The 6,794-nt window shown below is 70.5% G+C and carries 6 protein-coding genes; 3 read left to right on the top strand and 3 right to left on the bottom strand.

Features of this window, described 5'->3' with window-relative positions; all coding sequences use genetic code 11:
• The 3 genes from NLI01S_RS09575 to mnmA form a co-directional block, all read right to left on the bottom strand.
• The coding region (locus NLI01S_RS09575) for an HAD family hydrolase (RefSeq protein ID WP_371850606.1) at positions 1-198 on the bottom strand (198 nt) is incomplete at its 3' end.
• A 76-nt stretch (positions 199-274) separates the two neighbouring features.
• The gene (locus NLI01S_RS09570; RefSeq protein ID WP_067602497.1) at positions 275-805 is read right to left on the bottom strand and encodes a DedA family protein; all 531 of its coding nucleotides are present in this window, start codon (positions 803-805) and stop codon (positions 275-277) included.
• Between the two features lie 122 nt (positions 806-927).
• Positions 928-2,019 (bottom strand): tRNA 2-thiouridine(34) synthase MnmA, encoded by a 1,092-nt coding sequence (gene mnmA / locus NLI01S_RS09565; protein WP_223809179.1) that lies wholly within the window; start codon positions 2,017-2,019, stop codon positions 928-930.
• Positions 2,020-2,108: 89 nt separating this feature from the next.
• On the opposite strand from mnmA, the gene NLI01S_RS09560 reads away from it, so the two are divergent.
• The 3 genes from NLI01S_RS09560 to NLI01S_RS26565 all read left to right on the top strand — a co-directional run bounded on the left by NLI01S_RS09560 (position 2,109) and on the right by NLI01S_RS26565 (position 6,764).
• Complete coding sequence (locus NLI01S_RS09560; protein WP_067602520.1) at positions 2,109-3,302, top strand: DUF695 domain-containing protein; 1,194 nt, start codon at positions 2,109-2,111, stop codon at positions 3,300-3,302.
• Positions 3,303-3,409: 107 nt separating this feature from the next.
• Complete coding sequence (locus NLI01S_RS09555) at positions 3,410-4,381, top strand: hypothetical protein (RefSeq protein WP_084392439.1); 972 nt, start codon at positions 3,410-3,412, stop codon at positions 4,379-4,381.
• A gap of 370 nt (positions 4,382-4,751) precedes the next feature.
• A complete protein-coding gene (locus NLI01S_RS26565) occupies positions 4,752-6,764 on the top strand; it encodes a tetratricopeptide repeat protein (RefSeq protein WP_067602491.1) in 2,013 nt (670 codons plus the stop codon).
• The last annotated feature ends 30 nt before the right edge of the window (positions 6,765-6,794 follow it).

Raw genomic sequence — 6,794 nt, 5'->3', positions numbered from 1 at the left:
GGCCGCCTCGATCCGCTCGGCGGGCAGGAACATGGCGATGGTGTCCTCGGAGCGTCGCCCGTGGGAGACCCTCAGGACCGCTTCGGGGTCGACTCCGTGGGACTCGGCCCACACACGCCAGGTGTGCTCCACCACCGGGGTGGAGTCCACGAGCGTGCCGTCGATGTCGAACAGGATCGCGTCCATCGAGATGCGCATGGCACCACCGTACGGCTTCGGGCGCGCGAGGTGGAGAGGAAGCAGCGAAGGGAACCGGTGAACCGAGGTGTCGGGCTCAGGCCGCCTCGGCGGGCGCCTTCTCCTCGTCGTCGGTCTTCCCACCGGTCCGTTCGCCCTTGTTCCGCTTGCGGCGGCTGCGCAGCACCAGCGCCGTGACGGCCACGGTCGCCACGGCGACCACGCCCACGGCGGTCCAGGGCGAGTCGAGGAACAGCACCAGCCAGCCGCCGACCAGGCCGGAGATCACCGTGCCCCACAGTCCGGCCCAGATCAGTCCACCGATGAACGTCGCGACGATGTAGACGGGAAAGCGCATGCGCACGGCGCCCGAGGCGAAGTGGATGGCGGTCTGCATGCCCACGGTGAAGAAGCTGAGCGTGACCACGGGCGCGCCGTAGTGGTCGATGCGCGCTTTGGCGGCGTCCAGCTTGGGGCCCAGGCGTTCGCCGATCCGGCCGCGGTTGACCCCGGCGCCCACGCCCCGGCCCAGCAGGTGGGTGGCGGGGGCGCGCAGCATGATCACCACGAGCAGGGTGACGTACACCACCCAGAAGGGCTGCCCCTCAAGGAACGCGAACTGCGGCATGGAACGACCCCTTCTGACCTTGGCACCACCAACTTTGCATTGCCTTACCTAAGTTCGGCAAGTGGCCAAGGGCGAAAAAATGCGTTGTTCGTCCCACACCGCCCGATAAGTGAGCGCTCCGTTCAGGCGATGGAGTCCTCCAGGCGCGAGGTGGTGGCGATGGTCGCCGACCCCAGCACCGCGTCACCCTCGTAGACCACCACGGCCTGCCCCGAGGCCACTCCCTTGGCGGGTTCGGCCAGCCGAACCACCAGTTCGGGACCCTCGTCGGCGTCGCGCTGCCACACCGTCGCCGGGTACACCTCACCGTGCGCACGCAACTGCACGTGGCACTCGGTCGGCTCGGTCAGCGGTCCGCCGCCGCTCCAGACCGGCTTGCGGCCCACGATCCCGTCCACCCGCAGCGACTCACGCGGACCCACCGTCACCGTGTTGTTCACCGGCTCGATGGACAACACGTAGCGCGGGTCGGGCGCCCCGCCCAGCCCCAGGCCCTTGCGTTGACCGATGGTGAAGCCGTGCGAACCCTTGTGGGTGCCGACCACGTTGCCGTCCTCGTCCTGGATCGGCCCCGGCTTCTCCCCCAGGCGCTTGTTGAGGAACCCTGCGGTGTCACCGTCGGCGATGAAGCAGATGTCGTGGCTGTCGGGCTTGTCGGCCACCGACAGTCCGCGCCGCTCCGCCTCCGCGCGCACCTCGTCCTTGGTGCAATCGCCCAGCGGGAACATCGCGTGCTCCAGCTGCTCGGCGTTGAGCACGCCCAGCACGTACGACTGGTCCTTGGCCTCGTCCACGCTGCGCACCAGCCGACCGTCGAGCTTGCGCACGTGGTGGCCGGTCACCACCGCGTCGAAGCCGAGCGCGATCGCGCGGTCCAACACCGCCTCGAACTTGATCTTCTCGTTGCAGCGCAGGCACGGGTTGGGGGTGTTGCCCGACTCGTACTCGGCGACGAAGTCCTGCACCACCTCGCGGTCGAACTCCTCCGACATGTCCCATACGTAGAAGGGGATGCCGATGACGTCCGCGGCGCGGCGGGCGTCGTGGGAGTCCTCCACCGTGCAACAGCCTCGTGCGCCGGTGCGATAGGACTGTGGGTTCTTGGAAAGGGCCAGGTGGACGCCGGTGACGTCGTAGCCCGCCTCGGCCACTCGGGCCGCGGCGACGGCGGAGTCGACCCCGCCGGACATGGCCGCCAGTACACGCAAAGTCATAGTGCCCTCCAGGGTATGCGCCAGGAACGAGCGGAGGTACCCACCGTGTGCGGTCGGAGGTACTCACCGGGTTCTGCGAAAATCAACACATGGCTCTGTTCCGTCGTCGCCGATCCAACGACTCCACCGATTCCTCCGCCTCGGCCACCACCGCCGCGGTGGCCGCCTTCTGGGACGCCTGGCCGTCCCTGCGACCGGCGTTGGCCGAGTCCGTCGACTCCGGCACACCCGTCGCCCCAGAGACGTCCGAGAAGGTCTCCGAGCTGGTCCGGGCGATCCATCCGGACATGGACTGGGAGATCGGCGAGGCGCCGGAGCCACAGTCCGGCGGTCTCGACGACATGGACCTGTCGACCGACGTCGACCCCGCCAAGCTGCTGGAGCAGCTCGCCGCGCTCGACGACCCCTCCAGGCTCACCGACGCGCCCGCCTACGCGATGACGCTGCGTCCAGGAGCCACCGAGGACGCGCGGGTGGCCTCCGAGCGCTGGTCCCGTTCGGCGCCCGACGACGCCGAGTGGACGTTCCGCCCGGTCCGGCCCGCCGACCACGATCAGCTCACCGCCACGGTGGACTGGGACGACCACGAACTCGACCTGTCGCACGTGTCCGTGTCCATGCGCGTGGACCAGGCCAACGGCCGGATCGACGTGGGCGTGTACCACCCCGACAACATGTTCCTGTCGACCGAGACCCGTAGAAGGCTCGCCGACCACGTCACCCTGCTCGCCCTGGGCGAGGACCACGTGGTGCGCTGGGTGGGGCGGGTCGAGCCCTTGGACGAGCGGCCCCTGGACCCGCTTCCGCCCACCTCCATGCCGTCCGTCGCCAAGCAGATGGGAGACCTGCTCGGCGGTACCGACGGGTGGGTGACCCTGCACGGGCGGCTGCCCTTGCAGGGCGCGGTGGAGATCCTGCTCCGCCACCCCGTGACCCGTCGCGAATACCCGGCGCTGTCGCTGTTCGTACAGGTGCTGGTGCCCTACACCGACGCCGACTCCGACCGTCTGCCCAAGGACTCCTCCAGCACGGCCCTCGCCGACCTGGAGGCACGACTCAAGCGGATCCTCGGCGACGACGGCGCCCTGTTCATGCGGCAGTCCGGGGCCGGGCAACGCATGTACATCTACTACCTGGACCCGGAGTCCGGTGTGCTGCCCGAGTTCGAGACGACGTTGATGGACTGGCCCGAGGGGAAGATCCAACTGCGCACGCAGCTCGACCCGAAGTGGGCCCAGTTCGAACTGGCCCGGCGGCCCTACGTGCGCAAACTGGGTCGTTGAGGTTCTGAGCGGCGGGCTCGAAGGATCAAGGAAGGACCCCCGTTCCGCATCTGGCGATCAAGCACCGACAGGCGTAACGTTGCCCTCCCGTCGGGAGGACGGATTCGATGGATGGTGTGCTGCCGCGTGCGCTCACTGGTCGACCTCGGATGGCCGCGGTCGGTGCGATCCTCGCCTTGTGCCTGGTGGCCGCTCCGACGATGTCGCTGTTCCCGATCGGGCTCTGGAACATCTCCCACTCCCTGTTCCTGAGCGGTGTGGGGACCTGGACCTTCCTGCTCGCACCGGTCGCCGTCGGCGGCATCCTCCTCATGTGGCTGCCGGCCACGCGCTGGCTGATGGGTGCGGGGGTCGACCACACCACGTCGACGGCCGCCCTGGTCGTGGGCACCGCCATGGCCGTGCCCGTGATCCTGGGGCTGCTCGCGCCCTCGTTCTCGCCGCTGCCCGGTGACGTCGCGCTGAACTCCGCCGCGGTGACCGCGTTGGTGACCACGATGGCCATGGGCGTGTGCATGCTCGCCTCCCGGGCCCGGGGGCCCTGGCAACCGGGCGTGCTTCCGGGCGTGGCCGTGGTGCTGGTGTCGTTGCTGGTGCTGCCCCTGGCCTCCGACCTCATGCGCGACCGGCGCTCCGACCGGCGTTCCCTGTCCCAGGTCGAAGGCTTCACGGATCGGATCGCGGTGCTCGACCACCCGGAGTGGTCCCCGGTCCACGCGAACGAGGTGCGCGAGGGGCTGCGGGTCGCCTACGCGCGGACCGGCGAGGAGACCGGCGACGTGTACGTGGTCAGTTGGTCCGAGGAGCTCGTCGATCAGGGTGTGCTCGCCGGCTGCGACTTCAGCGGTGTGGAGTGCATGCCGGAAGAGGGCTTGGTCCTCGTGTACCGGGGAGGGCCGACGGTCCCGCGCGGGGGCGTTCCCAGCGAGGTCCGGATCCGACTGTCGCAGGACTTGATCGCCGCGGTCCGGCCGGCCGGTTCGACGAGGGAGTCGACCCTGCGCACCGTTGCGGGAGCGCTGCGCCCGGAGCACCCGAACGAACGAACCGACCTCGCCCAGAGCATCGTCGGCGATTGAAGACCGGCCGGTTCGGCCGCGCCGAGGTTCCCCGCGTTCCCCGCGGGCGGTCATCCGCCTTTCTCACCCGGGACCCGATCTCGCGCTTGCGGTACAACGGCGATACCGAGTGAGCCGAAACGGACGATTCGAGCCCCCGTTCCCCGAACGCCGAGATTCGGCCCGCAGGCGGTCGCTCACCGCCGCCGGAACCGGAGGCTCCCGAGCCGCCCATCCGCGGGACCCTCCCGTATCGGGGATCCCGGTTTCGGTCACGTTTGGAGCACACCGACTCGTCGACCTGGGATGACAAAAACGATGGGATTGACTCCCCTCTGTGATGGGAACTGGATCGACCGAAACCCCCTTAACCCTGGGAAGGGTGTGGCCGTTGGCTCCCGGACACAGCGACAAGGGCGGGCCCGTTCCCGTCCCCGAACCGGTCGCGCACTTCCACCGGCGGGAACTCCCCCCACCGCTCATCGAAGATCAGGTGCTCACGGGGCCCGCCGGTGTGGGCAAGACCCAGCTGGCCGCGCACCACGCCCGTGCGCTGCTGGCCGACCACCCCGACACCCTCGTGGTGTGGGCCGACGCCACCGACCGGGAGGGCGTGGTCTTCGCCTACTCCCACGCGGCCCGCCGGGTCCTCGACCACTGCCCCGACGACCCCGAGCTCGCCGCCGGCCGGTTCCTGTCGTGGCTGTACGACCCACCGCACGGCGTGGACCCCCGCTGGCTGGTGGTGTGGGACCACCTGACCGATCCCCGCGACTTCGACGACCTGTGGCCACCACTCGGTCACCGGTCCCGTACCGACGGCCAGGCCCGAGGACGGGAGAAGGGCCGGATGATCGTCACCACCCGACTGCCCACCGAACGCTTCGACCCTCCCGGCCGACGTCCGGTCCAGGTCACCTCCTTCACCCGGGCCGAGGCCCGCGCCTACCTGCGCTCCGCCCTCACCGAGGCCGGTGTCGCCCACTCCCCCGCCGAACTCGACACCCTCGCCACCGCCCTCGACCACCACCCGCTCTCTCTGGGACAGGCCGTCGCCTACATGGCGGACCGCCGCACCGCCTGTTCGGACTACCTGGAGCTGCTGGGCGATTCCCGCGACGCCCGCGAACCGGCGCTGGACCGCGCCGACCGCCATCGTCCGATCGGGGTGGCCCGCCCCCTCATGGGGCTGATCTCGCTGCTCGGCCCCCTGGCCACCCCCGAACAGGTGCTCGTGTCCCGACCGTTCCGCAACCACCTGGGGCGCCGCACCTACCCGCCGCGACGCCTCGCCGAGCACGAGGTCCGGTTGGCGTTGGCCTCCCTGGAACGCCTGCACCTGATCACCCGGGACACCCCACTGGTGATCGCCGCGCACGACCACCCGCGTTCCCGGCCGACCCTGGAGAGCGTGCGCACGGCCGCCGACGGGCTCATGAAGGTGTGGCCGGACACCTGCCGGGGCGCGTCCCTGGAGTGGCGGCTGCTGTCGAGCACCGACGCGCTGCGCTTCCACGCGCCCCCGGGTTCGTTGTGGGACGTGGACCCGCATCCCCTGCTGTTCCGCACCCGTGACCCCGCTTGGGCCGGTGCCGCGGAGGGCCCGCTCCCCTACCGGGAGATGTTCATGGCGGGTTCCTACCGGGAGCTGGAGGAGTCCTACGAGCGGCACCTGGTGCTGGAGGGGCCCGATGGGCCGAGCACCCTGCGCGTTCGGCACTCACTGGCCTATCTGCGGGCTTGGGCGGGCGACACCACCGGGGCCATGGTGCGCTTCCGGCACCTGCTGCACGACCTACGCCGGTGGCGGGGCGCGGACCGGGTGGAGGTGTTCGGCACCCGAGGGAACCTGGCCCTGTGCCGAGCCGACACCGGCGACCTGGCCGGTGCGGTCACCGAGTCCCGCCGGCTCCTGGAGGACCAGCGAGAGCACCTGGGACCCGACCACCCGAACACACTCACCACCCTGCACAACCTCGCCCATTGGCGGGGCCGGGTCGGAGACGCGCGCGGCGCGGCGGAGGAGCTACGCCGGCTGGCTCGGACCCGCGCGGAGGTCTTGGGCGCCGACCACCCCGCCACGCTGCGCTGTCGGCACGATCTGGCGTTCTGGCGGGCACGCGCGGGTGAGACAGAAGGAGCGGTGCGCGACCTGGAGGAGTTGCTGCGGGACCGAGGTCGGGTGCTGGGACCTCGACACCCGGACACCCTGACCACGAGGAGGCGGGTGGAGCGCCTACGCCGCGAGGCCCGGATCAAGGCGGAGGTGACGCCGAACGGGGGCGCGGGTTCGCAGGACAGCGGGGCTCGTGCCTCCCTGGCCGGGAGCAATGGCGGAAGTCACGAACTCGACCCCAACGACGAACCCACGGGCCCACAGGCCGCCAGGCACCTACGCGGCTGACCCCGAACCGACCGAACCCGGTCGGTCTTG

This window comes from Nocardiopsis listeri NBRC 13360 (genome assembly GCF_001570765.1).
Lineage (GTDB): Bacteria > Actinomycetota > Actinomycetes > Streptosporangiales > Streptosporangiaceae > Nocardiopsis > Nocardiopsis listeri.
Note: the sequence above shows the minus strand (reverse complement) of the source record. Positions and strands in the feature narration are given on the sequence as shown.

Bases quoted from the DNA above. Each gene is read 5' to 3' on its own strand.
- NLI01S_RS09570 (WP_067602497.1), bottom strand. From the start codon at position 805: ATGCCGCAGTTCGCGTTCCTTGAGGGGCAGCCCTTCTGGGTGGTGTAC.
- mnmA (WP_223809179.1), bottom strand. From the start codon at position 2,019: ATGACTTTGCGTGTACTGGCGGCCATGTCCGGCGGGGTCGACTCCGCC.
- NLI01S_RS09560 (WP_067602520.1), top strand. From the start codon at position 2,109: ATGGCTCTGTTCCGTCGTCGCCGATCCAACGACTCCACCGATTCCTCC.
- NLI01S_RS09555 (WP_084392439.1), top strand. From the start codon at position 3,410: ATGGATGGTGTGCTGCCGCGTGCGCTCACTGGTCGACCTCGGATGGCC.